The organism is Colwellia sp. BRX8-7 (genome assembly GCF_014077275.1).
Taxonomy (GTDB): Bacteria; Pseudomonadota; Gammaproteobacteria; order Enterobacterales; family Alteromonadaceae; genus Colwellia_A.
Map to the genome: position 1 here is coordinate 199,932 of NZ_JACGVP010000003.1, position 23,112 is coordinate 223,043.

The window sequence follows — 23,112 nt, forward strand, 5'->3', positions numbered from 1 at the left end:
GGGTTTAAGATGCGTTATTTGAAAATAATATTAAGTGTTTATTTAATTTTTTATACCAGCTCAGTACTAGCCGATTTAGCGGATACCGTTGAAAAAATAAAACCGTCAGTAGTGGGTATTGGTGTTCATACGCCATCGGGTCGCCAGCAAAATAGTTTGAACGGCAGTGGCTTTGTTATCGGTAATGGCCGCTATGTGGTCACTAACTTTCACGTTTTACCCAAAGAACTTGATGCAAATATTCTTCAACAGATGGCGGTGTTTACTGGCTCTGGGAAAGCGGCGAAAGTGCGAACCGCTGATATTGTTGCTAGTTCGCAGTTGCACGATATCGCCGTACTAAAAATCCATGGCGCACCACTGCCCGCGATGCAACTTGCAAATAAAGAATTTAGTCGAGAGGGCAGCTATGTTGCATTTACGGGCTTTCCTATTGGCGCTGTTTTAGGTCTATACCCTGTGACCCACCGCGGTATTATTGCCAGTATTACACCAACGATAATCCCGGTGGATAATGCTCAGCAAATTAGTATTAAGATGTTGAAAATGTTACGTAATCCTTATTTAGTTTATCAACTTGATGCTACCGCTTACCCTGGCAATAGTGGCAGTGCTTTATATGATGTTGATTCAGGAGAAGTGATTGGTATTATTAATAAGGTGTTTGTGCAGGAGTCAAAGGAAGCGGTTATTACTAATCCTAGTGGCATAACATACGCGATTCCGGTTAAATATTTATTAGCCTTACTAAAAAAAGATAACATTGATTATCTTGGTTCTAATCAGTAATTTTTAGTCTTCAGTTACGGCGGTCAGGTCTTGCAGGATTTTGGGTGAGTCTATTAAGGATGAAACGGGCACTAAGTCAATATCAAGGGCTGCGAGTAACGGTATTAAACGATTGAGTGCAGCGATCGTTTCAGGGTGAGGGTGCGCAATAGCCACCACTGATTTATATTGCTGGGCGTGCTCAATAAGCTGCATAAATTGTTGATCAATATAGTCAGTGGTTAATTCGTTATCTAAAAATATTTGTCGGTGGGTTGTTGGAACGCCCACCTGAAGGGCGATATGTTCTGCTTTGGTTTTGTTGGTAGTAACACTGTCGACAAAAATTAAATCTCGCTCTTTTAAAAAACGCATGGTCCACATCATTGGATTATAAAGTTTAGTTAGTTTACTCCCCATGTGGTTGTTGATGCCAATAGCAAAAGGTATCTCAGCGAAAGCAAGTGCTAACTGATGGCGGATTGACTCTTCATTCATTTTAACGGTTAGTGCGCCAGGTCCTAGCTTTTTACCATTTTCTGCTTCCATTGGGATATGCAAAATAATTTCGTTATTTTTATGATAGCCTTCTAAAGCCAGTCTTTTACCATAAGGCGTATGGGGGAGAATAGCGAAGGTTATTGCGCCGGGTAAGGTTAGCACGGCAGCATCACTTTTTCGGTAACCAATATCGTCAATAATAATGGCAACTTGTGCGTTTTTAGCTGTTGCTAAAGGCGTTATACTTAGTAACGTCAATAAAATAATTAGTTGTGGGAATAAAGGCAAAAGAACTCTTAATTTGGAAAACATCATTATTAACCGAGATTATCAGTAGAAAAAGTTAAAATCGAGGAGAAGTTAACTTTTTATCTTCATGTAAACCAAGCTTTAGGGTTAACTGCTTGACCATCGCTGGGTATTTCGAAATAGTTACAGCGGATTGACTGTTTTTATTAGCAGAAAAAATAAGACTCAGTAGGCGCTATATTTTTACTTTATTTAAACCAAGCTTTAGGGTTTACTGCTTGGCCATCGCTACGTATTTCAAAATAATTACAGCGGATTGACTGTTTTTATTAGCAGAAAAAATAAGACTCAGTAGGCGCTATATTTTTACTTTATTTAAACCACATTTTAGGGTTCACTGCCTGACCATCGCTACGTATTTCAAAATAATTACAGCGGATTGACTGTTTTTATTAGCAGAAAAAATAAGACTCAGTAGGCGCTATATTTTTACTTTATTTAAACCAAGCTTTAGGGTTTACTGCCTGACCATCGCTACGTATTTCAAAATATAATCCAGATTGACTCTGCCCACCACTTTGTCCAACAAGCGCTATGGGTTCACCGGTTTCTACCCGGTCTCCTACTGACTTTAATAATGCTTGGTTATAGCCATATAAGCTCATATAGCCGGCGCCATGATCTAACACTGTGACTAAACCATAACCTTTTAACCAATCTGAAAACAATACCGTACCGTTATGAATGGCTTTAACTTGTTTACCAACAGGAGCGGCTAACAAAATACCTTTCCATTTTAAGTAACCTTGTTTACGAGAGCCAAAACTATGGCTAATTTTGCCTTTAACCGGCCAAGAAAGTTTTCTTTTTAATTTTTTTAGGCCAACTAACTCTGCACTTTGCTGTGCTAATGCTGCGATTCGTTGTAATGCCACCACTAAGTTTTGTTCTTCTGCCACTAATTGAGCTAACAGCTGTTTGCTACCCAGCAGTTCTTTATTTAATGCGCGAATGGTGTTTTTTCGTTCTTGCTTAGTGTTTTGAAATACGACTTTTTGTTCGGCTTGTTGTTGTTTTATAAGATTTAACTTTTTGGCTTGCTCTTGGTGTTGTGTCGTTACGGCGAGCAGATCACTTAAGACAATCTGAAATTGGTCAATTTCTTTGATGCGAGCATCGTTCAAATATTTATAATAGGTAACGGTACGTTCTACGCTAGCAGGGCTTTGCTGGTTAAGTAATAATTTAATATAGTCGTGATGTCCCGATGTATAAGCGGCTCTTAATTGTTGGGCTAACACTTTTTCTTGTTGCTGTTTCTTGTGCGTTAAGGTTATTTTTTCTTGCGCGAGTTCTTTTAATGTTTGCTGAGTATCTTCAAAATCATCTTGGGTTTTAATCATCGCCTTTACTATTTTAGCGATTGAAATATCGTCATTTCTTAATTGATTTTCTAAAGATGAGCGTTTATTACTCGTTTGTTTAATCGATTTTTCTTGCTCAACTATTTGCTGCTGAACTTTCGACAATGCTTGATTGGTTTTATTGGTCGTATCACCATTATCCGACGACTGTTCAGTGGCATTCACCGACATCAATACGCAGCTAAGGCTGAATATTGATGCAAATAAAGATATTTTTTTCACGGTAAATTTCATTTTAATAATAATTTTCTTAGATAAACTTCATTAACGAATGACCGGTCATTTGCTTGGGTTGCTCTATATCCATCAGCTGTAATATTGTTGGCGCAATATCACTCAATGCGCCATTTTCTGCTGGTTTAGCGGGTCGGCCAATATAAATTAGCGGCACAGGTTCACAGGTATGCGCTGTGTGTGCTTGCCCTGAATTGTTATCAACCATTTGTTCAGCATTGCCATGGTCAGCGGTAATTAAACACTCACCTCCTGCTTTTTCTAGAGCGGCAACAACACGGCCAATACTGCTATCAACCGCTTCACAAGCTGCTACGGCAGCATCAAACTTTCCAGTATGACCCACCATATCACCATTTGGATAATTACAAACGATAAAGTCGTGTTCACCGCTTTCAATGGCGGCGACTAATTTATCAGTGAGTAACGCTGAATTCATTTCTGGCTGCAAGTCGTAGGTGGCAACTTGTGGAGAAGGTACTAAAATACGCTGTTCGCCAACAAATTCACTTTCTTTACCACCGCTGAAGAAGAAAGTAACGTGCGCATATTTTTCTGTTTCTGAAATACGTAATTGCGTTTTATTGTTTTTCTCTAACCATTCACCCAGTACGTTTTCAAGTGCTACTTTAGGGAAAGCGATATTGGCTTTTATGTCACCGGCATATTCGGTGAGCATGACAAAGTCAGCAATAGCAGGACACTTCTTACGCTTAAAGCCAGAAAAGTCTTGTTCAGTGAAGCAACGGGTAAATTGACGCGCACGGTCGGCTCTAAAATTCATAAAAATTAAGGAGTCACCATCATCAATTTCTATAGCTTGGTTGTTCTCGTCTACAATCGCTGAAGCGGCAACAAACTCGTCATTTTCATCACGGGCATAAGCGGCGGCTAATGCCTCAGTTGCGCTTGAATATTTATACTGCGCTTCACCACTAACCATTAAGTTGTAAGCTAATTCGACACGATCCCAACGTTGGTCACGGTCCATGGCATAATAACGACCAATTACCGAAGCTATCTGGCCACAGCCTAGCTGTTGGAATTTTTCTTGTGCTTTAATCAATGACGCTTCTGCGCTGCGAGGTGGTGTATCACGACCGTCTAGAAAAGCGTGTAAGTAAATTTTACGAGCACCTTTTTCTTTAGCGAGTTCGAGCATTGAAAAAATATGATCTTCATGGCTATGAACGCCACCTGGTGATAATAAGCCAAAAATATGTACGGCTTTATCATTTTTAACGGCTTGGTCAACCGCATCATTAAGTGCTTTGTTGCTGTTAAATTCTTTATCTTTTATCGATTTGGTAATACGAGTGAAGTCTTGATAAACAATACGACCAGCGCCTAAATTAACGTGGCCCACTTCTGAGTTGCCCATTTGTCCGTCAGGTAAACCTACTGCCATGCCTGAGGTGCCAATTAACATATGTGGATAGCGAGCATTTAAATCGTCGAGTACCGGCGTTCTTGCATGAAAAATAGCATTAGATTCTGTAGATTCTCGGTATCCCCAACCATCTAAAATCAGTAATACGGTAGGTTTTTTATTTGGCATTTTAGTTTCCATAACGGTGAAATTAGCTAATTATTCACCAGTATACCAAGGCAAATCAAGAATTGCTTGTGTGGTATTAGACAAAACATTTCAAATGAATTGTGTGCTTTTATTCGTTATCAGTCGGTTGTATCAACAAAAAAAACCTTTTCATTGATTTAATCGCTTATCACGTAAAGTTCTTTTTGGGTTTGCTTGGTAATTCTGTATACTATCGTCAACTTTTTATTCAACCAATATTTATTATTTTTATGGATCAATTAATTATTTTTGCTGGTAATCATCCAGTGCTAAGCGCTGCTTGGGCAGCTATTGTCGTTCTTATTATTGTGACGACTATTCGTATTCAAATGTCTCCTATTAAGCAAATATCTACACAGGAACTTACTTTTTTAGTAAACCGTGAAGAAGGTGTAGTAGTTGATATTCGTACCGAAAAAGAATTTAAAGCGAGTCGTATCATCGATTCGAAAAATTTAGTGAAAGAGAAAGTATCAAATAATGATTTTGCTACCCTTGAAAACTATAAAGATAAACCCATCATAGTTGTATGTACCGCAGGAATTACTGCTACCCCGGTTGCTAATCAATTACTTAAAGCAGGCTTTACTAAAGTAAGCTTGTTAAAGGGTGGTATGAATTCTTGGGTTAATGCCGGTTTACCACTGGTTAAAAAATAATAGCTAATAACTAATAAAGGTTTGATATGACAGTTGATATTTATACTAAAGTAACTTGTTTTTACTGTATGCGAGCAAAAGCTTTACTCGAAGAGAAACAAGTAAGCTTTAATGAAATTAAAATCGACAATAATGCAGAATTGCGCAATGCCATGATCAAGCGTAGTGGCGGTGTAACTGTGCCACAAATCTTTATTGGTGATCATTATGTCGGGGGCTGCGATGAACTATTCGCACTTCACGCCGCTAATAAATTAGATGAACTTTTAGCAAAAGATTAAAAGTCATCATTATATAAAATAATAAATACAATAGGAAAAAACTATGTCTGATGAGAACACCAACAACGCTGATGCGCCAGAAGCCGCTACTGAACAAGCCGCACCACAATTTGCTATTCAACGTATTTATACAAAAGATATCTCTTTTGAAACGCCAAATTCTCCTGCTATTTTCCAAAAAGATTGGAAGCCTGAAATCCAATTAGATTTAGATACTAAATCAAATAAATTGGCTGAAGATACTTATGAAGTTGTTCTTTCAGTAACCGTTACCGCGACTGTTGAAGGGCAAACGGCCTTTTTAGCTGAAGTCCAACAAGCTGGTATCTTTTCTATTGGTAATTTACCTGAAGCACAACTTGCTCATACTATTGGTGCATTCTGCCCAACAACATTATTTCCGTATGCACGTGAGTCAGTGGCGAATTTAGTGAGTCGTGGTTCATTCCCACAAATTAATTTAGCACCAGTAAACTTTGAAGCACTATTTGCTTCATATGTTCAACAACGTGCCGCACAAGCACAAACTGAACAGATGCCTGCGAGCAGTGAAACTCACTAATTAACGGTTTTTCTTCAAAATCGGCTAGTAGTAACAATAAAATGGAAGTGATGATATGTCGAAATTAACGGCAAAAATCACGGTTTTGGGGGCAGGGTCTTATGGCTCTGCCCTTGCTATTTGTCTCGCTCGAAATGGTCACAAAACCGTATTATGGGGACGAGATCCTCAACATATTGCGCAAATGCAAGCGTCTCACTCAAATGAGAAATATTTACCGGGTAGTGAGTTTCCACCCTCACTGACAACGACTAACGATCTTGAAAGTGCTGTTCAAGCGAGTGAAAACATTTTAGTGGTTGTACCGAGTCATGCCTTCGGCGAAATGCTCAGCCAAATTAAACCCTACTTATTACCAAAGGCTAAAATAGCTTGGGCAACCAAAGGTTTAGATCATAAAACAGGTCGATTACTGCAAGATGTTGCCCGTGATATTCTGGGGGATGATATTTCATTGGCCGTGCTTTCTGGGCCAACCTTTGCAAAAGAGATGGCGGCTGGCTTACCAACGGCTATTTCATTATCGTCAACTGATGATGATTTTGTCACTGAAATTTCTGATCTATTACATTGTGGTAAAACCTTTCGAGTCTATGCAAATAAAGACTTTATTGGTGTACAACTCGGTGGTGCGGTTAAAAATGTGATCGCTATTGGCGCTGGCATCGCCGACGGTATTGGCTTTGGTGCCAATGCTCGTACTGCGTTAATTACCCGCGGTTTAGTTGAAATGACACGTTTAGGCTGTGCACTTAATGCCGAGGCAAGTACTTTTATGGGGATGGCTGGATTAGGTGATTTAGTCTTAACTTGTACTGATAATCAATCACGCAATCGTCGATTTGGTTTAGCACTTGGCAGCGGCGTTGATGTTGAAAAAGCGATGGCTGATATTGGCCAAGTTGTTGAAGGCTATCGTAATACCAAAGAAGTTTATATGTTAGCACAACGTATGGGCGTAGAAATGCCGATAGTCGAGCAAGTCTATCAGGTACTTTATTGCGGCAAATCAGCAAAGCTAGCCGCTGCTGATTTACTGTCCCGCGACCGTACTGTCGAATAATTTTACACTTTGTTTGGCTCCGTTTATCTTTACTATTGTAAATTTAAACTGAGCCTTCAAAGCCCATTTGTCGCCAAGCTTCAAAAATAAGCACTGCGGTGGCATTCGATAAATTCATACTCCGGCTGTCTTTTAGCATGGGGATACGAATTTTATCTTCATCGGGTATTTGCTGTCTTACTTCTTCTGGCAAACCACTGGTCTCTGAGCCAAAAAGTAAATAGTCCCCAGGTTTAAAGGCAATATCACCATAGTAATTGGTTGTTTTAGTGGTTACCGCTAAAACTCGCTCAGGTTGTTCACTTTCGATAAAAGCTTGGTAATCTTTATGGCGCTTAATGGCTGCAAACTCATGGTAATCTAAACCTGCTCGGCGAAGCTTTTTATCGTCTAGGTCAAAGCCAAAGGGTTCAATAAGGTGTAACCTAAAGCCTGTATTCGCACAGAGGCGGATAATATTACCGGTATTCGGTGGAATTTGTGGCTGAAACAAAACGACGTCTAACATAAAAATGTACTTAAATTCGAAGATGATAAGGTATTATACCAAACGAATTACTATATTGTACAAATTAGCGCTTAAGTAGCAAGCATGGAAAAGTAATGACTATGAGTGAAGCTTTATCAAAAAAAAATGATTACAGTTTTTGGGTAAGAGTAGCTGCTTTCGCTGCTACTGGAACGGCCTTATTACTTTTTCTTTTGAAACTATATGCTTGGGTGGTAACAGATGCTAGCTCAATGCTGGCTTCAGCCACCGATTCGATGTTGGATTTATTTGCTTCGTTGATGAATGTGGTTATTCTTCATTATGCTTTGGCACCCGCCGATGAAAAACACAAATTTGGTCACGGTAAAGCCGAGAGTTTAGCGGGTTTAGTACAAGCCGCTTTTGTAACCGGCTCTGCCTTGTTATTGATCTTTCATGGCTTTGACCGAATTATTCACCCCAAACTGGTTGTTAAAACAGAAATAGGCATAGTGGTGACGATTATAGCTATCGTGATGACACTGTTATTAGTGGTGTTGCAACGTTTTGTGATTGCCAAAACCCGTTCTGTTGCCATTAGTGCCGATGCCTTGCATTACCAGTCAGATTTATTATTAAACCTTGGCGTATTAGCGGCGTTGATTTTAAGCAGTGGCTACTCTCTATATGCAGATGGGATATTTACTTGTCTTGTGGGAGTGTTGTTATTGAGTGGCGCTTTAAAAATTATTTACTTAAGTGTGCACAACTTAATGGATCATGAACTGAGTGAAGAAGAGCAGACTCAAATTACCGCTATTGTGGTTGCTCATGATTCGACCTTAGGTGTTCATGACTTGAGAACCCGACAATCAGGCCCGCAGCGCTTTATTCAATTTCATTTAGAGCTCGATGACCGACTGTCTTTACTGGAAGCTCACGATATTGGTGAAGCGATAGAAGAAGAAATTGAAGCGAAATTCTCGCCTTGCGAAGTGTTTATTCATCATGATCCCACTTCAGTGGTAGCCATTAAAACGGTTAATGTCGATCAAGAACCGCAACAGAAATAACATTAAGTTGAATGTGTATCATACCACTGCAGTGCTTTTTTTAAGGCGGGGCTGCGGTACTGGTCTTGCTCAAACATAAGCTCGTGCCGTGCATTGTCGACAGTGAAAGGTTTGCCTTCAGGGCAAGACTGTTGGTGGTATTGGTGCAATTGCTGGCAGAAAGTGTTTTGCGCTTTATTACAAACGATCGTGTCGTTACCTGCCTGCATGACTAAGATAGGTGTAGTCAATTTAGCTAAATCTGCAAAAATATTTTTCTTAGCGATAATGGCTTCTTTGAGCCAATGAGTGGTGACGCCGCCCAATTTTATTTCTTTATTTTTCTGATAAAGTTCCACAAAAACTTGGTAGCGAACAGTCGATTGACTAAGCTCATTTTCAGCAAAAGGTGTGTCGTTAAAGGCCGTTTGTCCAATAAAATAATTAGCTTCAGCAGCTAAGCAAACGTTAAAAAAATCACCTAAATAAATAATCCCTTTGGCAAGCCAGTTAGCGATATTGCCGTAGTTAACTGCAATCATTGGCGAGGTTAACACCGCAGATTTTGCTGACAGTGGGTATAACTGCATCATGCGCACAGCAATGGCTCCCCCCATCGAATGTGCTAATAAATGGGGTTTTTTAGCGGGCGTTTTACTGGCATTATTTGTGGCACTTTCTATAACAACCTCATCAATAAATTTTTTAAGATCTTCGGCGTAGTCATCAAATTTTTTTACATAGCCTTTTTGGCTATCATTCAACAAACGTTGTGACAAACCTTGACCACGGTGGTCGACGATAAATATATTATAACCTTGCTGATATAAGTCAAAGGCGAGCTCTTGATACTTTAGATAGCTTTCAGACCGTCCGGTAACCAATACAAGGTTTTCTTGGTTTTTGGAGTCAGTAAAGGTTGCGTAATTTATTCTTATTTTATCTACGCCACTAAAAGATGAAAAATAACCTTGTTGCCAAAACTGTTTTATTTCAGTTGATAAGCGAGCACTAAGCTCACTTTCTTTGCCATAGTCATTACTATTGATTTTCGCTAAAGCCATGTTGTTTAATCCTAAGGTCGCATGACATTAGCGGTGATAATTCACTTATGCTCATCAGTTTTATGTCAGTGTTGTGCTTATTGGCAAAGTAATGGTTACAGATAAGCCACCAGAGTCGTTGTTTTTAGCACTTATCTCACCATTATGTGCTAATACTGCTTGCTGCGCTATCGCTAAGCCTAAGCCGGTGCCACCCGTGTTTCTATCTCGGGCTTCATCGACACGATAAAAAGGCTGAAAAAGTTTTTCGATGGTACCTTGAGGAACGCCATTACCGCTATCGCTAATGATAATCTTGATACTGTCTTGTTGATTGAGAATAACACTCGCCATAGAAATGACCACTTCACTGTGCTTTGGGCTATATTTAATGGCATTAATAATGACATTACTAAAAGCACTGCTTAATAAATTTTGATCTCCGGGTAGATCCAAAGAGAAAAAGTGCTTCATAGTAATTAAGATATGTTTTTCGTCAGCAAGGTACTGGCAGTCTTGACAGATATCGGCTAATAATTCATCAAGATGAACGGTTTGCAAATTAATTTTTTGAAAGGTGTTTTCTAATCGAGAAAGAGAAAGCACATCGCTTATCATTTCATTTAAACGGCTAACTTCTAGTTCACAGCGCGCGAGATGCTTTTTTTGCAGCTCGGGTTTGTTAATCGCTTGCTGAGCTAGGCCAACCGCAAGTTGTAAGCGAGTCATCGGCGAACGAAGCTCATGGGAAACATCGGCTAATAAACGCTGATTAGCGGTTAGATTTAATGATAACTTGTCGGCCATAGTATTAAAGCTGGTGGCAAGTGAACCCAGTTCGTCTTTTCTTTTATTGGCATGTTCGATTCGGGCATCAAGCTGACCGTTACCAATATCGGTTGCCGCACGTCGTATTGCCAATATTGGCTTAATTAATGTTCGTGCTAATAACCAGGCTAATAGAGCACTGACCGTAATGGGGATGGCAAGTTTCAACCAATTGGGCAGTTGCATAATAAAGGAATCAAAATGTCGAGACTGACCTTTAATGGCTAAATATAGTTCGACGGGTTGATTATCTAAAATGATATTTTTAGGGCCGGTAATACGAGATCTCGGAAATTGAATCGAGGTGATGGCTGAAAAGCGATTTTTTTCTAGGTAGCTAACCAAGTCTTTTAAAAAACGGCTACTATCGGTGGTGAGCTGACCACTATCAATATTTCTGATAATAATAGCTTCATTAGGTGATTTTCCTCGATATCGCAAAAGTCCATCGGCTGAAGTTTTATTCCTTTCAATATGTTTAGCGATACGGTTCAATTTTTTGAGGTCACCATGGTGCGCAGGCAAAACAATACTGTTCTGTGCTAACTGCGCTGAGATAAATCGTGTTGCTATAATAGAGCTTAAGGCGAACAGCCAAAACCATAAAAATATCTTAAAGCCAATCGATGAAAATGACTGTCTAATTTTATTGAGCATTAGTCATTTATCCCCGTGCTCTCTCCTGTGAGGAAGATATAACCCGCGCCACGAATGGTTTTTAATTTATCACTTGCAGAAAACTCGAGTAACTTACGGCGAATATTACTGATGTGCATGTCGATACTGCGATCAAAAGCACTCAATTTTCGTTTCAAAATTTGTTCTGATATTTCATTTTTACTGACGATTTGACTGGCATTATTCATCAGCAAAGCTAATATTTGAAACTCGGTACCGGTTAATTCAACTAACTGTTGATGGCAAAAAGCCTGACGAGTGCTATGTTCAAGCCTGACCTCATTAATTTGCTGATGACTGATAGTACTTTCATTGGACTTAACTATTTTAATACGTCGTAAAATAGCTTTAATGCGTGCCAGTAATTCACGATGCTGAAAAGGTTTCGCTAAATAGTCATCGGCGCCTAGCTCCAAGCCTAATATTCTGTCGTCGTTATCACCTTTAGCCGTTAACATTAAAATTGGCGTTTTATGCTGGCCACCTAAGGCTTTTAATACTTCAAAGCCATTTAGTTTGGGCATCATAACATCAAGTAATATCAGTGAAAATTTTTCATCATAAGCACGTGCCAGACCACTAACACCATCATGGCAAGCTTCTAATTCAAATCCTTCATACGATAGATACTCAGTTAATAACTCAGTGAGTTCTTTGTCGTCATCGATGATTAATATTTTCTGTTTGCTCATGAGGTTTTGTTATCTTTTGTTAGTGGCGGTATTTGGCGTATCTTAATATTAACTTAACTTTTATTAGAAAACTGACTTTGTTGTAGCCTTTACAAAAACTTTACACTGCCTTGCGTTTCTTTGCGTTGCAAGGTTTATAGTTACCTCACTTAAAAGAATGAATCGATTCACCGGGCTCGCTCAGTAATTGATTGATTAACTTATTCGATATTATTATCAATTTAACCCAGAGGTAAATCTTATGAAAAGTAAACTATCAGTTTTATTAGCCAGTGCAGTATTAACCTTATCCTTAGCAAGTACCGCAGCGTTGGCCATTAATAACGGCGATGGCGTTAACAATGACCGTCATGATGCCAAGCATACCGGTAACCATCAGCACAAATCAAAGCGTGGCATGAAAGGTGACTTTAAAAGAATGGCGAAGTATTTAGCGCTTACTGACGAACAACGTGAACAGGCAAAGGCGATAAATAAAACGGCAAAAACAAGTGGTTTAGTATTGAAAGAGAGCATGCAAGGTTTTCATCAACAACGTAAAGCGTTACTGATGGAAGAGCACTTTAATGAACAAGCTTTTGTTGATTTACAAAGTCAATACCAAGATATTATTGCACAAAAAGCCTTAATTAAAGCAAAGAAAGAACACAGTTTTATGATGATATTAACGGAGGCACAAAAAGAAAAAATGCAGTCACATCAAAAGCATGATGGGAGAAGAAAGCATCTTGCTGAGTAATCTTATTATCTAGCAATACTGAAAGAAAATATTTTAGACATGGTGCTTTCTACCGGTTGGTCATTATAACTTGCCGGGGTGAAACGCCATTTTTCTAATGATGAACGAATAGTATTACGAAAATAACTGACTCTGCCTTCACCATCGTATTGAATATCACGTACATAGCCATTTTTATCTATGGTGAATGTAACTTCTACATCTGTTTCAATACCTTTTCGCTTAGCATTGGCAGGGTATTTCGGGTATGTTGATGTCAGTAATTGCGCGGGTGCGTGTTCTGGCATGTAGTTAGTTGTCGATTCACTTGTCGAGGAAAGTACTTGCTCTATCATCTGTGAACGACGAGTTGTTGGTAGCGCTAAGTGCGAATTTATGGCTAATGGCTGCTTAGTCAAATCAGCTATTTGTGCAGCGTATGGGTTTTTTAATAATGAAGCTTTTTTGGTTGAGTCAGTGCGCTCAAAGGCTAATTCTGCTGGCGATTTACCCATAGTAACCGTTTGACTTAATGCCAATTGAGCTAAAGATTTGTTTACCTTTACTTGAGTACTAGGCTGTTCAGCTTGATTTTTTTGAACAGCCAAAGATTCAGTAAAATTACTTAAAGGTTCAGATTTAGCCTTTTTAAGCCCGACTAATTTATTGTTTACGACTGTCGCTAAGGTATCGACAGTATTCTTTTCTTGGGGATTGTTGGCATTACCCGTGTTTTTAGTACTGTCGTTGTTCTCAAAGTAAGCTTGTGCGACTACGAGCTCAGCATTTACTGGATTTTTATTGGTCTTTTTAGGAAAAAATGGCGCTATCATCTTTGCGGGTAGTTTGTTTTCTAAGGCATTACTTTCATTGCCTCGGTGTAATAATTGCTGCGCCAAAGAAGGTAACGCTATTTCATCGCCACTATCTGTGTATGTTTTGAAGTCATCATCGGCGCTACGGTATAAAGGAATGGTATCAGTGCCTATATCTAAGCTAGGAATTTGGATGTATTTTTTACTGCCCACAGCAATAATTGAGAAAATAATGACGATAGACGCTAACCATTTTCCTGAGTGAGTCGTTGTTGAGCAGTGTTGGTCGTGGTTAACTAAACGCAGAACGCGTTGCTTTAAATCACCACCCGATGCCGCCATTGCCATAGCGGGAATAGAATGATGACGGTGGCTGTCACATATTGAAGCGGTATCTGCCAGAGTGTGCGCATAAGCAACAGGGTTACCACAATGCTGCACAGCAATATCATCACTACAATATTCACGTTCATTTCGCATTTGCTTTGACACCCAACGCACAGCGGGGTGGAAGAATAAAAAGATTTCTACCAAGGTCTGAATGAAGTTAACTAGATAGTCATGTCGACGAATATGTGCCAGTTCGTGCAATATCAACATATCAAGTTGTGCGGGTGTTAAACCTGTCAACATAGTAACGGGAACAAGTACTATCGGCTTTAACCAACCTATTGCCATAGGCACATCATTTTTAAGTGAGATTAATAGTCGAGGTGAACAGGTTAATTTTACTTGTTCAACTAAGTGCTGAAATCTGGCTTCAAGTTCAGCATTTGCCGGCGAGGTGCCTATTTTGGGTAGTTGGTTAACATTATATAATTCGATGAACAGCTTTAGCGCTAAGGCAAAGCTTATTGTTACCCATGTTAATGATAAATAGGGTAAGAATTCAACCGCATTGGAGTACCAAACAGCAGTGTTTTGGGCGTCATTATTTATGATATCGCCCAGCAAGATGCTGTTATTTAATAAAGGACCAAATTGTGGAAAGTCAGCTTGAGAGATAATATAGAAAGTGAAAAAAGGCAGTAATAAATTAGCTACCATAGCCAATGACGCCATCGCATAACGCCATTGTGGTTTTTTATAAGAAGTAAACGTTAATGCCAACTTTAGCGCAAGCGCAACGAAAATCCCTTGCCAAAGAAAATGGATAAGGGTTAACGATAAATTGTATAAAAATGGACTACTCATTAAATTAATCTGACATTATCCTTCCATGTTATAGCACTTTTTAGATTGTACTATAACAAGTGTAGCAGTTTTTACTTTTCTAGCTCATTAAGTAATTGACGAATGTCGGCAATTTCTTCTTTACTGGTTGATTCATCTAAAGCTCGCATCACTAATTTTGACGTTGAGCCACCAAAAGCCTTTGAAGCTAGGTCTTTTAATAATGAAGATTGTGTAAAAGTTTCACTATTTGATGGTGCATAGACATGGGCACGATTACTTTCGTCTCGAATGACCAAGGTTTTTTCATGCATAATTTGTAAAATCTTCAAAACAGTGGTGTAACCTGTCTTTTGCGTTTTACTGACAACATCATGTACCTGACGAACTGTTGCTGGACCGACTTTCCAGAGAACATTAAGCAAAGTTAACTCTGCTTCTGTAGGCTTGATATTTGTATTATCTCGAGCCATCTAAAATCCTTAATACTATGAATAATTATAAGTTATATACGAATGCAATCGTATCTTGTGTTGATAAAATGAGCAACACCTTTTGTTGTTAGTGGCTTTGTTTTAAAATATCACTATGATAACAAAGGTTTTTAAATTGAATTTATTTTTTATTTGCTCAAGGTTTAATGTAGTACGAGCGAGGTAGTTAGTAAAAATGGTAGCGATTTTTAGTGTGATATTAATTAAATGTCGACCGGTGATTTTCGATGGTGATTGGCTGAGCGCTGTGATTAAAGGGTGCTGTGAACTTATCGGGAATCGTGATAATTCCGATCTAGAAAAGACATCAAAGAGAGTGGTTAGCGATGTTATTAATCACGAAGGCATATTCGCCCCAGACTTATTGCCCTGATTGCTGGTCGTACTGAACGTCAAGCTCCATAACATTTACCAAAATCTACCAAAATCTAGCAAAAGCCAATAGCGTATTTAAAGAAATTCACTACTGGCTCTTTAATGAACAAGGACTTTATGGTTAATCAGCGTTAACAATATTGGCGTAGAGTTCACCTAAACGGGTCACTGTACCTGGATGAGCATCAACATCAAACTCGATCATGCCAGGACCAAACGTTGACACTACCGTAGAGCCAAGTTTAAAACGTCCCATTTCATCACCTTTTTCAAAAGTGATCGCATCAGCGCCGTCAGCCGGGTAACTTTCTCTGAAAATTCCTTTGGCTCTAGGTGAAGTAATCGTACCTGCCCAAGTTGTTTCTATACTGGCAACTATGGTTGCGCCAACAAGGACCATAGCTAAAGGTCCTGATTTTGTATCAAAGATAGTGACAACACGTTCGTTACGAGAAAATAAGTTAGGCACGTTATTAGCGGTTAATGGGTTAACAGAAAATAAATCACCGGGTACAAAGATCATTTCGCGTAATGTTGCTGCCATCGGCATATGAATACGATGATAATCTTTTGGTGCTAAATAAATACAAGAAAACTTTCCGCCTTGAAAAGGCTTTGCGGTGTTATATGAACCACCCAGCAAGGTTTCCAATGAATAATCAAAACCTTTTGCTTGTATTAAACGTCCGTCTTCAATATCGCCTTGCTGACTAATAGCACCGTCAACGGGATAGCAGAGGGTTGTTTCATTGTTATCAATAGGGCGCGCACCATCTTTAAGTTCGCGGGTAAAAAAATCGTTGAAGGTGGTAAAGTCTTCGGCATTCTTAAGCTTCGCTTCTGACATATTAATGCCGTAATGCTTGATAAATGCTTCAATGGCTTTCGTGGTTACTCGGCCACACTCTGCAGCGGCAAATTTTCCAGCTAAACGCGAAATCAAATGTTTAGGCATAAGGTATTGAAGGGTGATTTTTAATTTATTTAAAAGCACTGAATTTCCTTTATATTATTAATATTAATTTAGTCGTTAAAACGAGAGGTTAATTTATTATCGCCTAAACTGGCTAAAATTCGTTGAAAGCTCGCTAAACGTTTTGGATGTATTTTCATTTCTTCACCTGCGGCTATTAATGCACAACCAGGATCATTTTGGTGTTTACAATCTCTAAATCGGCAACCACCCAAGTAATCTTCAAATTCAATAAAGCCATCATAAACTTCTGCTGGCGTTAAATGCCATAAGCCAAACTCTCGAATACCGGGTGAATCAATTAAATCACCACCTTGTTCAAAATGGTATAAGCGAGCAACTGTTGTTGTGTGTTGACCTAAACCAGAGTTCTCAGAAACTATTTTTGTCATTAAACCCAGTTCAGGCATCAAGGTGTTAGTAAGTGTTGACTTACCCACGCCAGATTGGCCTACAAAGATACTGGTATGTTCGCTAAGTTGTTTCTTAAGCTCTTCTATACCGTGTTGAGATTCATTACTGACATAAATTACCTGATAACCAATCTCACGATAAATATCGAGATGTTGCTCAATTTCAGCTTTACTGGCTTTATCAAGTAAATCAGTTTTATTGAGTAAGATAACGGGTGTGATACCTGTTTGCTCTGCCGCCACTAAATACCGGTCGATAATATCAGGGTTAAAGGCAGGTAACACCGAAGAGACAATTAATATTTGTGTGATATTTGCCGCTATGGGTTTTACGCCGTCATAAACATCTGGACGACTTAATACTGACGTTCGCTCATGAACCGCTTCAATGACTCCTGAAATACTGTGTTGTGTTTCTTTACCTCTGCGCCATAAAACTTTATCACCACAGACCAAAGATTTAACGCCGCGGCGTATATTACAACGTATGCAATCACCATTCTCTGCTTCTACATCGGCATGCTGGCCAAAGCGACTGAGAATAGTGCCGTTTTCAGGCTCTCCCAACTCAGTATCTTGCCATTGCACTTGCTCTGGTTTATTACGCAGTTTTTTAGCTTGATTATCTTTAATGCGCCTTGTCTGACCTTTAGTCAGTTTTTTTAGCTTAGACATGGAGTTTTATCATGATAATTATGGAGTTTCACTCGTCTTTTAAAAGGGTAATGCGACAAAAAGTTTTAATCACAGTTCATTGTCACGTATTATACTGACTAAATCACCATTCATCTAATATACTTGTAATAGTAATATCAGTCTCACTGAGTTTGTAACCTTGCTGTAGCGAAGAAAACAAATGAAGATAAGGCGCTTGATTGAATAATCGTGAGCTATTGCGATTAAGAGCAACTTAGCCTTGGCGTACTTTAGGGGGCACAAGTGGGTGATAATTTAATGATATTGGTATCAGTAAAACAGTTGGCATTTTTAAGGAAGCGGCATGACAGGTAACGAGACAAATTTAATTTGGTTAGATTTAGAAATGACAGGCCTAGAACCCAATACAGATGTGATTTTAGAGATTGCCAGCATAGTGACTGACAGTCAGTTAAATATTTTAGCTCAAGGACCTGTTTTTGCTATTCACCAAAGTGACGAGGTGTTAGACAATATGAGTCAGTGGTGTATCGAACACCATGGTCAATCAGGCTTAACTACACGTTGTCGTGAAAGTGTTAGTACGCTAGCCGATGCTACCGAGGCGACGATTAAGTTTGTTGAACAATATGTGCCAAAAGGTAAGTCACCGATGTGTGGTAATAGCATTGGACAGGACAGACGCTTTATTAATAAATATATGCCTGATTTTGAAGATTACTTTCATTACCGGAATATAGACGTTAGCACCGTTAAAGAATTAGCGCGTCGCTGGAAACCTGAAGTGTTAGATAAAGTGGTAAAAACGGGCGCTCATTTAGCGCTTGATGATATTTTAGAGTCAATTGCTGAAATGAAAGTTTATCAAGAACACTTCTTTAAACTATAACGCTCAGCAATAATGTATAAATCAAAGCGCTTAGGGCGCTTTTTTTATGCACGCTTTTATCTGCGCGTTTTTAACTGGACACTCACTATAAGTTTGCCACGGGGTAAAAAAACTTGAAGGTCAGACCAGTTTGCGCGACACTTAATTAAAATTAACAGCAGGCAAATAAATTATGGCGAACAAATTTGGAAAAATAATCAGTAAAGTTAATAGAATGCCGCGCTTTATGCGCTCTTTTTTACTGACTAAAATTTTCTGTTCGACAGTAAAGTATGCTGGTACTTCATCAATAAAGTTGATTTCTGTTTCTCATACCAAAGCGGTATTATCGTTAGAAAACAAAAAGAAAGTACAAAACCATATTGGTGGTGTTCATGCCATTGCTGCGGCATTATTGGCAGAGTCGGCGACGGGTATCGTTTTTGGGATGAATGTTCCCGACACTTGTGTACCGCTATTGAAAAGTATGACATTTCATTTTCAAAGACGAATGCAGGGAAATTTGTCTGCGGTAGCTGTATTAAGCCTCGCTGACATAGAACAAATAGAAAATGCGGATAAAGGCAGTTTGATGGTTAGTGTCGAGATTACTGATGAATCTGATCAACAGCCTATTGTTTGTGAAATGGAGTGGGCTTGGGTAACCAAAAGACGTTAAGTTTGAGAAGATAAAAAGAACCTGTAAACGCGCTGATTGATTTGACCTTAGTCGGCTATGAGGCGCGTTATTTTTAAAACAGCTTACTCATATCGTTATTAAAAACCGTTGATTCTTAGTGACAATTCCTTACACTGTATTTTTAACTAAATTTACCGTTGAAGGTATTGATCAATATGGACGCTACTCGTTACTTTTTTCAGCAATTATCAGGACGATTTTTTCGGATTGCTTTACTTTCATTCATTCTCTTTAGCGCATTAACTGCTCTGTTAGTTCTTCGTGATAATCAAGTGACCTCGTTAGTAGAGAACGAGCTGCCATCGTTAGCGAATAGACATAAACAACAACAACAAATTTTAATCACTTATCTAGCATTAGAAAATTTAGCTAAACGTATTGATGCCAAAAATTTATCTGCTGACTATGAGGTCGCCCAACAGCAAATTAATAAAATATCTTTACTGGTAAAAAATAATAAAGCTCAGCTTGATTTGATGTATGTTGGCCATAAAGAATTTTCAGGTGTTATTGATAAACTTAGTGAAAATCATCAGAGAAACACTCAACTTAAGCAAAATACCATTATTCAACTGCAGTTAATTAATGATCAATTAACGGTTGAGATTAAGGAAAAACAGCGACAAAAAAGTCTGCTGTTACAGCAACTCAATTCAGATAAATACACTGATAAAGTCACCGCAACCCGCGCTAAGGCCTATGTAAAGCAAATTACAGAATTGAGTGACTTACAACAATTACAACAAACCATTATCCGTGCACTATTAGCCTTTCAACAATTGAATTTACAGTCTTCTATTTTAGATTTTGATGATGTTAGTACCGAGCTAAAACAAGTATTAACGAGCTTTCTCCCAGAAGAAAGCACGGTTAGCCAACAGGGTGTGTTATTAACGCTGCAACTTAATACTTTAGAGCAATTATTATTTTCACAACAGAATTCGGTAGCGAAGTGGCGCAGTCATTTACGGTTATCTCGTTTATATGTCGAATTTATTGAGCAACAACAACAAAAATTACAGCTGCTAGTGCTTGAATCTATATCACCAGGGTCTTTATCTGCAGATAAAAAATTACGATTAATCGATTGGCTGCCTACTGAGATAAATGATTTTTTAGAAAAGCAAAACCTCAATGTTAACAATCAAGATTTACAAGTGACTGTGCTTAGTTTGATCGCACTACTATTTCTGCTGTTATTGTCGATGTTATTTAAAAGTAAAAGCAAAATAAAAAAATATGGCCAAGAGAGTGTGCAATTATTTAGGCAGTTCATTGAAAAAAGAACAAAGGATAGTGATGAAAAACTGACCCCCGACGGTTTTAATTCAATGGAAAATAAAAAAATTGCCGAACAGCTTGAAACCGCGCTCGAAACAATGATTAACCCTGAGCACAGTGAGCAAGAGTATCAGCAACAGCTTAGTGAGCAGCAAGCCGCTAATGACAATATAAATCAACAAAATAAAGAGATTAAGAAATTAAAAGCGTCCCTACAGCAACTCTCATTAACCCATAATACGCAAATTTTAGAGCGACAATCACAAGACAATGAAAACACCACAAAGTTAACCAATATGGTGGTGCGCAGTATGTTGCAAAGCCAAAGTGTTTCTATTGGTGCTGGTGTTACTTCGGTACAAGTTTATCGACAACTCGCGCGTATTTTTGATTGCTGTCAACAACATAAAATTCGAAGTGAATTTTTATCTGCGGTCAAACCTATGACGCTAAGTGATGTTGCTTTACACAACGAAATTGACGCGGCTTTACTTAATATTATTGCCGATGCCCATTTACAGCGTAATAAAATTTATTACCAACAAGATACACAATTGTTAACTGCTGCGAAAGTTGACGTACGCTTATTTCACCGGCTGTTAAGTGGCCTATGCCGATTACTGCTTGCTGATTTATTTAAAGCTAATTTACATATTAGTACCCTTGTTATCGATAAAAATGAAGGCCAGCAAATTGTTCGTTTTGATTTTTCTGTGACCAGCAAAAAAACAATCGCAAAGCTACCCGAGGCACTCGAGTGCTTATTATTAGACGAGCGCCTTGAGTCAGCAAAAACCAATACAAACGATACCCTTGATTACTTATGCTTACTGTTTGATTCACTTAACGTCACAGATAAAAATGTGCAGTTACAAGAAAAGGGTTACCAGTTCTGCTTTACTCTGCCGATAGGTTTTGCTGATGTAGCACAAGAGATATCGGTAGAGCGTATTAATTTAAAGCAAGCCAATATTTTGTTGTTATCAAGTGATGCCAACATTTGCAGTATTACAGAAAAAGCGATCACTTCAGCTAATGGCATAATAACTACCTTAGCCGATCCGGAACAAGTTATTGAACAACTGAGTACCGCGCAGTTAATTGATAAAAGCATTGATGTCGTTATGTTGGCCAGTGACCTTTATGTAAAATCAGTTGAAAAAATACAGCAACAGATATCAAGTTTATCGATAGATATTCGGCCAAAGCTTTTTGTTATGCAACCTTATCTTAATGCGCCTTTAGAGCGATATGGCTTGTTTGAACAGACAGAAACGCCATTGCAAATACTCACACTTCAGCAAAGCTTAGCTGATTTTTTAACGACAGAACAAACGACTAACCATCAACTTTCCGCCAGTGTGTTTAATAAACATCAGTATTTATCGACCCAAGTTGAAGTGCTCTTTGCGGTAGAAAATCCAAGTAAACAGTTAACTTTGCTGCGTATTTTACAATGGTTAGGACTACAGGTGAAAATTGTCTGTCAGCCTAAAACGATGACTCAATTGTGGAGCTCTGGAAGATACTTATTGTTATTTACCGAATTTGAACAATCACCTTTTATTAAAATGTCCGCTGGAAAAAGTGTACGCCGTGACATTTTTACTTTTAATCAAAGTAATTTCTCCGTTGAAGACTCACCAAAATTGGCAGATAAGTGGGCTGTTTCTATTTTACCTGCTTTGCATGATGTCGATGCTTTGGTGCTACTTTTACAGCCTTGGTTGAAAGCAAAGCCAACTAAAGTGGTTGCTATTAATACAGTAAAAGCACAAAGTAATAAGACTAAAGAGCATAATAATATTGACGCTGAACTGTTAAAAACAACTGAAAAGCTTGATGACGTATTATCGAACTTAGATTTAACACCCGCTGCGAAAACAAATCAACCTGAACCTTTTAACCTTGAACACTATGCAAAAAATCAGGGCTCTGCAGAATTGGCAATGTTAATGCTAGATGACTACCTTGCTGATATTGATGACGCGATGAAAAAATTATCAACGGCACTAGCGGTACATAATTACCCATTAGCGATGAGTCTAACGAGTAGCATGTTTACAACCAGTAAAATATTAACCGCTAACGACTTTATTGATATTAGCCAACAGCTATTATTTAGTCTTACGTCAAATACGGTCATAGAACATCAACAAGTTATGTCGTTATTTAGCCAATTAAGCGAACAGCAACGCCTGTTAAATGAGTTTGCTGAGGCAATATAATATGACTACTGGGATATTAGTTAAATGAGTTTTAACGCTGAAAAAGAAATGGATGTTGCTAGCCCTTGTGTTGGAATTTTTTTAAATGCTTGGTTAATGTGTTTACAGGGATACTAGTTAAATGAGTTTTAAAGCTGAAAAAGAAATAGACGTTGCTAGCCCTTGTGTAAGAAATTGCTGTTTAAATGCCGATGATGTCTGCCTTGGTTGTTTCCGCCATATTGATGAGATTTTGGCGTGGACAAGCTATAAAAGTAAAGAAAAAATAACGGTAATTAACAACTGTCAACAAAGACGAATAGTGATTCAAAAGAAGCACGATTAAGGTAAAAGTT

Annotated in this window: 22 protein-coding genes; 11 read left to right on the forward strand and 11 right to left on the reverse strand. The window is 38.5% G+C overall.

Going from position 1 to position 23,112, the window contains the following annotated elements; genetic code table 11:
- Positions 1–9: 9 nt before the first annotated feature.
- Positions 10–789, forward strand: a complete 780-nt coding sequence (locus H4J57_RS04410; RefSeq protein WP_182242091.1) for a serine protease — start codon at positions 10–12, stop codon at positions 787–789.
- A gap of 3 nt (positions 790–792) precedes the next feature.
- Here the strand turns inward: H4J57_RS04410 and H4J57_RS04415 are convergent, their stop codons facing one another.
- From H4J57_RS04415 to gpmI, 3 genes are all read right to left on the reverse strand, one after another.
- Complete coding sequence (locus H4J57_RS04415) at positions 793–1,557, reverse strand: divergent polysaccharide deacetylase family protein (protein WP_259366793.1); 765 nt, start codon at positions 1,555–1,557, stop codon at positions 793–795.
- Positions 1,558–2,012: 455 nt separating this feature from the next.
- Positions 2,013–3,164 (reverse strand): peptidoglycan DD-metalloendopeptidase family protein, encoded by a 1,152-nt coding sequence (locus H4J57_RS04420; RefSeq protein ID WP_182242092.1) that lies wholly within the window; start codon positions 3,162–3,164, stop codon positions 2,013–2,015.
- A 28-nt stretch (positions 3,165–3,192) separates the two neighbouring features.
- Positions 3,193–4,734 carry a 2,3-bisphosphoglycerate-independent phosphoglycerate mutase gene (gene gpmI / locus H4J57_RS04425; protein WP_182242093.1) on the reverse strand — a complete coding sequence of 514 codons (1,542 nt, stop codon included), beginning with the start codon at positions 4,732–4,734 and terminating at the stop codon, positions 3,193–3,195.
- Positions 4,735–4,985: 251 nt separating this feature from the next.
- Here gpmI and H4J57_RS04430 point away from each other — a divergent pair, with 251 nt between their 5' ends.
- Genes H4J57_RS04430 through gpsA form a run of 4 tightly spaced genes read left to right on the forward strand, consistent with a single transcriptional unit; the run spans position 4,986 to position 7,320 of the window.
- Positions 4,986–5,414: a rhodanese-like domain-containing protein gene (locus H4J57_RS04430; RefSeq protein ID WP_182174070.1), complete on the forward strand. Its 429-nt coding sequence runs from the start codon at positions 4,986–4,988 to the stop codon at positions 5,412–5,414.
- Between the two features lie 26 nt (positions 5,415–5,440).
- Positions 5,441–5,695, forward strand: a complete 255-nt coding sequence (grxC, locus tag H4J57_RS04435; RefSeq protein WP_182216038.1) for a glutaredoxin 3 — start codon at positions 5,441–5,443, stop codon at positions 5,693–5,695.
- A 43-nt stretch (positions 5,696–5,738) separates the two neighbouring features.
- Positions 5,739–6,257, forward strand: a complete 519-nt coding sequence (gene secB / locus H4J57_RS04440; RefSeq protein WP_182216040.1) for a protein-export chaperone SecB — start codon at positions 5,739–5,741, stop codon at positions 6,255–6,257.
- A 55-nt stretch (positions 6,258–6,312) separates the two neighbouring features.
- Positions 6,313–7,320, forward strand: a complete 1,008-nt coding sequence (gene gpsA / locus H4J57_RS04445) for an NAD(P)H-dependent glycerol-3-phosphate dehydrogenase (RefSeq protein ID WP_182216042.1) — start codon at positions 6,313–6,315, stop codon at positions 7,318–7,320.
- Positions 7,321–7,363: 43 nt separating this feature from the next.
- On the opposite strand, the gene trmL is transcribed toward gpsA, so the two are convergent.
- Positions 7,364–7,828, reverse strand: coding sequence for a tRNA (uridine(34)/cytosine(34)/5-carboxymethylaminomethyluridine(34)-2'-O)-methyltransferase TrmL (gene trmL, locus H4J57_RS04450; RefSeq protein WP_070375112.1), 465 nt, complete (start codon positions 7,826–7,828; stop codon positions 7,364–7,366).
- Between the two features lie 95 nt (positions 7,829–7,923).
- Between trmL and H4J57_RS04455 the strand changes: the two genes are divergently transcribed.
- Positions 7,924–8,862, forward strand: coding sequence for a cation diffusion facilitator family transporter (locus H4J57_RS04455; protein ID WP_259366794.1), 939 nt, complete (start codon positions 7,924–7,926; stop codon positions 8,860–8,862).
- 2 nt (positions 8,863–8,864) lie between these two features.
- Here H4J57_RS04455 and H4J57_RS04460 read toward each other — a convergent pair whose 3' ends face one another.
- Genes H4J57_RS04460 through H4J57_RS04470 form a run of 3 tightly spaced genes read right to left on the reverse strand, consistent with a single transcriptional unit; the run spans position 8,865 to position 12,082 of the window.
- Complete coding sequence (locus tag H4J57_RS04460) at positions 8,865–9,905, reverse strand: alpha/beta fold hydrolase (RefSeq protein WP_182242094.1); 1,041 nt, start codon at positions 9,903–9,905, stop codon at positions 8,865–8,867.
- Between the two features lie 60 nt (positions 9,906–9,965).
- Entirely contained in the window at positions 9,966–11,369 is a 1,404-nt protein-coding gene (locus H4J57_RS04465; RefSeq protein ID WP_182242095.1) for an ATP-binding protein, read from the reverse strand.
- Entirely contained in the window at positions 11,369–12,082 is a 714-nt protein-coding gene (locus H4J57_RS04470; RefSeq protein ID WP_182216048.1) for a response regulator transcription factor, read from the reverse strand. Before H4J57_RS04470 ends, H4J57_RS04465 begins: the two co-directional genes overlap by 1 nt.
- A 241-nt stretch (positions 12,083–12,323) precedes the next feature.
- Here H4J57_RS04470 and H4J57_RS04475 point away from each other — a divergent pair, with 241 nt between their 5' ends.
- Complete coding sequence (locus tag H4J57_RS04475) at positions 12,324–12,821, forward strand: Spy/CpxP family protein refolding chaperone (RefSeq protein ID WP_182230701.1); 498 nt, start codon at positions 12,324–12,326, stop codon at positions 12,819–12,821.
- Between the two features lie 5 nt (positions 12,822–12,826).
- Here the strand turns inward: H4J57_RS04475 and H4J57_RS04480 are convergent, their stop codons facing one another.
- The 4 genes from H4J57_RS04480 to rsgA form a co-directional block, all read right to left on the reverse strand.
- Positions 12,827–14,809, reverse strand: a complete 1,983-nt coding sequence (locus H4J57_RS04480) for a M56 family metallopeptidase (protein ID WP_182242096.1) — start codon at positions 14,807–14,809, stop codon at positions 12,827–12,829.
- Between the two features lie 71 nt (positions 14,810–14,880).
- Positions 14,881–15,261 (reverse strand): BlaI/MecI/CopY family transcriptional regulator, encoded by a 381-nt coding sequence (locus tag H4J57_RS04485; RefSeq protein WP_070375106.1) that lies wholly within the window; start codon positions 15,259–15,261, stop codon positions 14,881–14,883.
- Between the two features lie 517 nt (positions 15,262–15,778).
- Positions 15,779–16,612: an archaetidylserine decarboxylase gene (gene asd / locus H4J57_RS04490; protein ID WP_182242121.1), complete on the reverse strand. Its 834-nt coding sequence runs from the start codon at positions 16,610–16,612 to the stop codon at positions 15,779–15,781.
- Positions 16,613–16,680: 68 nt separating this feature from the next.
- Complete coding sequence (rsgA, locus tag H4J57_RS04495) at positions 16,681–17,718, reverse strand: small ribosomal subunit biogenesis GTPase RsgA (protein WP_182242097.1); 1,038 nt, start codon at positions 17,716–17,718, stop codon at positions 16,681–16,683.
- A gap of 325 nt (positions 17,719–18,043) precedes the next feature.
- Here rsgA and orn point away from each other — a divergent pair, with 325 nt between their 5' ends.
- The 4 genes from orn to H4J57_RS04515 all read left to right on the forward strand — a co-directional run bounded on the left by orn (position 18,044) and on the right by H4J57_RS04515 (position 23,102).
- Positions 18,044–18,589 (forward strand): oligoribonuclease, encoded by a 546-nt coding sequence (gene orn, locus H4J57_RS04500; protein ID WP_182221518.1) that lies wholly within the window; start codon positions 18,044–18,046, stop codon positions 18,587–18,589.
- Between the two features lie 172 nt (positions 18,590–18,761).
- Positions 18,762–19,247 carry a DUF4442 domain-containing protein gene (locus H4J57_RS04505; protein ID WP_070375103.1) on the forward strand — a complete coding sequence of 162 codons (486 nt, stop codon included), beginning with the start codon at positions 18,762–18,764 and terminating at the stop codon, positions 19,245–19,247.
- 176 nt (positions 19,248–19,423) lie between these two features.
- Positions 19,424–22,777 (forward strand): hypothetical protein, encoded by a 3,354-nt coding sequence (locus H4J57_RS04510; protein ID WP_182242098.1) that lies wholly within the window; start codon positions 19,424–19,426, stop codon positions 22,775–22,777.
- A gap of 121 nt (positions 22,778–22,898) precedes the next feature.
- Positions 22,899–23,102 carry a DUF1289 domain-containing protein gene (locus tag H4J57_RS04515; RefSeq protein ID WP_182242099.1) on the forward strand — a complete coding sequence of 68 codons (204 nt, stop codon included), beginning with the start codon at positions 22,899–22,901 and terminating at the stop codon, positions 23,100–23,102.
- Positions 23,103–23,112 lie beyond the last annotated feature (10 nt).